The following is a 4,149-nucleotide window of genomic DNA, read 5'->3' on the forward strand; positions in this document are numbered from 1 at the left end:
AACTCTGGCGCAACCGAAATGTCGGTCTTGCCCAGATGTACGAGCACCACCTCTGACTCTGGTGCCACGACGATGAACTGTCCTTCATACCCATGGCAGGAGTAGCTCCCAGGGATGTCTGGCCAGGACCACCAGTGCCGGCCGTAGCCGAAGCCCGACTCGTCATCCATCGCGACCTGCAACGCCGCGTGCGCAGTCCAACCGGAGGGCAGGATCTGCGCGCCGTTGCCGAGGTCGGTCACCCCGTCGTGACGGTACAACTCGCCGAAGCGGGCAAAGTCCCGCGCGGACGCATACACGTACGACGATCCGACGAAGTCACCGGCACCGTCAAACTTCGCCTCGACCGTAGCCATTCCGACCGGTTTGAAGAGCCGTTCTGACAGGAACGAACCCATTGCTGCTGCTCGGTCACCAGGGTCGCCGCCAGGGCCACCGCTGACGATGTCTCCGATGATTCGGGAGACGATATTGGTGGTGCCCGACGAATAGTTCCAGACCGTGCCGGGCTCGTGGTCGAGTGGTTGTCCAGCAGCGTATGCGGCGTGGCTCGGGCCGCCGTCGCCGAAGAGCATCTCGATGCAGTTCGATGTTGTGCCGTCGACGTAGTCCTCAATGAAGTGCAAGCCGGACCGCATCTCGAGCAGTTGGAGCGTCGTGATTGCTTCCTTCGGTGTTCCCTTCCATTCCACAACGGGTGCTGGGGCGTCGACGTCGATGCTGGCGTCGGCGACGAGGATGCCGACAGCGGCATGGGTGATCGACTTCGCCATGCTCCACGAAATGAGCGTCGAGCCGGCGTCGAGTTCGACTGCGGGCTGGAAGTCATTTGCCGGTTGGGTGCCGTAACGCTCCGCAACGATCGAGCCGCCCTGCTGAATGACCAGCGCCAACGAGTGCCCCTCGGCATCGGGCCGATCGAACAGTTCATCGACCAGTTGTTCGAGTTGCGACATAGCTTGAATTGTACGTCGCACCGACAGCCCGAAGCGGCCCGAAGCGGCCCGAGAACCCGCGAAAGTCAGCCGAAGTCAGACAAGGCGAGCCGACAGATCGATCAGGCCAGGAACGTCGTGAATGTCGTGGTCGAGCAGTGGCAGTTCGATGATCGGTGCGTCACCCGCGAGCGCTTCGAGGCTGACAAGTTCGGCTCGCTCGGCAGTGGCCAAAGCAGTGAGTTCGTTGTGCCAGGCAACCTGCTCGGCAAGCGGGCCGTCATCGAGGTTGGCGAGCAATGCGGCATCTTCAGGAGTGAGCGCTTCGGGGAGCGGATGGATCAGGTTGACTACCAGGCCGCCAAACGGGAAGTTTTTGGCCTGCAACGCATCGAGAAGGTGCTTGGCTTCGCCCACAGCTTCGGCACGGGGGCTCGACACAACCACGAAGCAGGTGTTGTCGTCACGCAGCAGTGCCGACACCTCTTGGGCACGCTTGCGCAGCCCACCCTCGATGTTGGCGAGTGACCGGAAGAAGTTGACCGTGTCTTCAACAATCTGCGGGCCGGCGAGGCGCTTGACTGCCCACAGAAACATCGATGCTGCAGCATCGGTCACCCTGGCAAAAGCTCGCTGGCCAACGGTCAGGGCACGGTAGACGGGGTGTCCGAGAAAGCCAACGAGGCGGTCTGGGGCTTCGAGTAGGTCGATGGCGTGACGCGACGGCGGCGTGTCGACAATGATCAGATCCCACTCGCCGCTGGTGTGGAGTTGGTGGAGTCGCTCGATGGCCATGTACTCCTGAGCGCCCGAGAGCGAACCGGATATTGCCTGGTAGACGGGGTTGTTGAGGACCGCGTCAGCTTGCTTCTGGGTCGGCGACTGATCGCGGACGAGCCGATCAAAGGTCTGTTCGGCGTCGAGCATCAGCGCCCAGAGTTGGCCGTCGTCCAAACAATTCGTTATTCCTTCGACCCGGTGTGGTTCGTCGGTGGCTGCTTGCTTGCCAAGGCCGAGCGCTTCAGCGAGCCGTCGGGCTGGGTCGACGGTGACGACGACGGTTTTGCGACCCGCGCGGGCTGCTGCAACACCGAGCGCCGCAGCGGTGGTGGTTTTGCCTACTCCCCCGGGCCCACAGGTCAGCAAGAGCTTGGCGTCGGTGATTGCATGCGACAGCGATGTCATGACGGATCCGCTTCGACGAGTGCGTTGGCCAAAACAGAGAGTTCGGCAGGGCCAATCCTGGGCGTGGTCAATCGGGGAAGTGTGATCACCGGCTCCGGCCGTTCGCTGCGGAGCCGTTCGATCTGGTGGCGCTGCTGTTCGAGCCGACTCCGACCAAACGCAGCGGCTGATTCGAGCGCCGACTTTGCTTCGGCCGACAACTTCAGTTTGTGTGATCGCGCAGCCACTGCGGGGGTCTTTGCCAGACCGGCCCGATCAGGCCAGCACGCATTGACGACGAGTGGCAACAGTGCGAGCCCGATCTCGTCACCCAGTTCAGCAGCGAGTTCGATCGCCTCGGTGATCGGTGTCTCTTCCGGAAGTGCAACGAGTAGGGCCATGCATCGCGCTGGGTCGGCAAGCATCTCAGAGACCTCGCTGGCCTGATCGAGCACCGGGCCCGACTTCACGACATCGGAGAGGCCTGATGCCGAGCGCAGAAACGGCGCCGCATGCCCCGCAGGCGGCGCGTCGACGATGATCAGATCAGCGACCCGGTCGAGTTCGAGTTCTTTGATCTTGCCGAGGACGAGGAGGTGTTCGAGCCCTGGCGTTGCTGCAGCAATCATCGGCAATGACGCAGCCGAGGCAGCACGGCGAAGAATACCGCCGACACCTTTCAGTTCGAGATAGTCACCAAACGCCTGGTCGGCAGGGATCGTGCGGGCAGAAATAGTGCCCGATCCTTTCGATGCGATGTTGCGCTGCAGCACTTGGGCCCGGTCGGTGATCTCACGACCGCCGAGCAGCGCGCCCATGCCCTGGCGACCATCGACAGCAATGAACAGCACGTCGGCGCCTTCTCGTGCCGCCGCGAGCGCATGCGCTGCAGCGACCGTCGAGGAGCCAACGCCTCCCTTGCCGGCGACGATGACAACATTGCTCCTGGTGAGCCAATCCGCACTCATAGCGACAACGGTACTCAGAGGACGATGATTCGGTTGGTGACTTTCAGCTCGAATCTGGTCGAATCTGATCGAATTTGGTGGCAAAGCGCGGGCCAGCGACACCGACATGGCTTGCTACTGGCCGGCCAACCGCCGCACAAGCAAGAACTGCTGCGTCGATCAATCCGGTGACCGAGCAACCAGTGTCGATCCCCATCTCTCCGAGTGCATGCGCCACATCTTCGATGGCGACGTTGCCGCTCGCACCAGGAGCAAACGGGCAGCCACCGAGGCCACCGACTGCCGCGTCGATGCGATTCGCTCCGGCCCCGAGTGCGGCGAGCCCGTTGGCGAGCGCCAAACCGCGAGTGTCGTGAAGGTGCGCCCCGATCGACACATCGACTGCCTTGGCAACAGCTGCGACCAGCGCTTCGACTTCGCTCGGGATGGCAACTCCGATGGTGTCGGCCAGACCGATCGACGATGCCCCCGCACTGACAACCCGCCGGGCCACTGCAACCACACGTTTCGGGTCGATGCGTTGCTCGTACGGGCAGCCAAACGCTGTCGAAAGAGTCATCTCCATCACAGCGCCCTGGTCAATCATGGGCCCAGCAATCGCCTCGAAGGCAGCAATCGCGTCGTCGGTCGACGCTCCGGCGTTGTGCCGGCTGTGCGTGTCACTGACCGACACGACGTACTGTAAATGGGTCAGCCCAGCAGCCAATGCTCGTTCGGCTCCACGCCGGTTCAGGACCAGACCCCAACGGACCACGTCAGCACCTGTTGTTGCTGCACACAGTTCGTCGGCATCAGCCATTGCCGGCACCCGGTCAGGCCGGACAAAGCTGGTGAGTTCGAGTTCACGCACCCCTGCCGAAACGAGCGCTTCGAAAAGCGCCAATTTCGTCTCGGTTGGAATGGGAGCCTCGTCTTGCAACCCGTCGCGCATCGACACGTCACGCAAAATCACTGAGGCTGGCAGCGTTTGACTCATATCAGCAACGTAGCCAAGCGCAGCCCTGCAAACGAGCGTTCAGAGCACTCCCTGCTCAGAACTCCCTGCTCAGAACTCCCTGCTCAGAACTCCCTGCTCAGAACTC

4 protein-coding genes are annotated in these 4,149 nt (G+C 62.4%); all 4 read right to left on the reverse strand.

The features are described 5' to 3' along the window. Nucleotides 1-956: serine hydrolase domain-containing protein (locus ACH2EI_RS14920; protein WP_395160611.1), on the reverse strand; the 956-nt coding region annotated here is incomplete at its 3' end. A gap of 75 nt (nt 957-1,031) precedes the next feature. After that, a complete protein-coding gene (locus ACH2EI_RS14925; RefSeq protein WP_395154977.1) occupies nt 1,032-2,120 on the reverse strand; it encodes an ArsA family ATPase in 1,089 nt (362 codons plus the stop codon). Next, nucleotides 2,117-3,067, reverse strand: coding sequence for an ArsA family ATPase (locus ACH2EI_RS14930; protein WP_395154976.1), 951 nt, complete (start codon nt 3,065-3,067; stop codon nt 2,117-2,119). Before ACH2EI_RS14930 ends, ACH2EI_RS14925 begins: the two co-directional genes overlap by 4 nt. Before the next feature lie 43 nt (nt 3,068-3,110). Further along, nucleotides 3,111-4,043, reverse strand: a complete 933-nt coding sequence (locus ACH2EI_RS14935) for a hydroxymethylglutaryl-CoA lyase (protein WP_395154975.1) — start codon at nt 4,041-4,043, stop codon at nt 3,111-3,113. Nucleotides 4,044-4,149: the final 106 nt, after the last annotated feature.

Source organism: Ilumatobacter sp. (assembly GCF_041688325.1).
Taxonomy (GTDB): domain Bacteria; phylum Actinomycetota; class Acidimicrobiia; order Acidimicrobiales; family Ilumatobacteraceae; genus Ilumatobacter_A.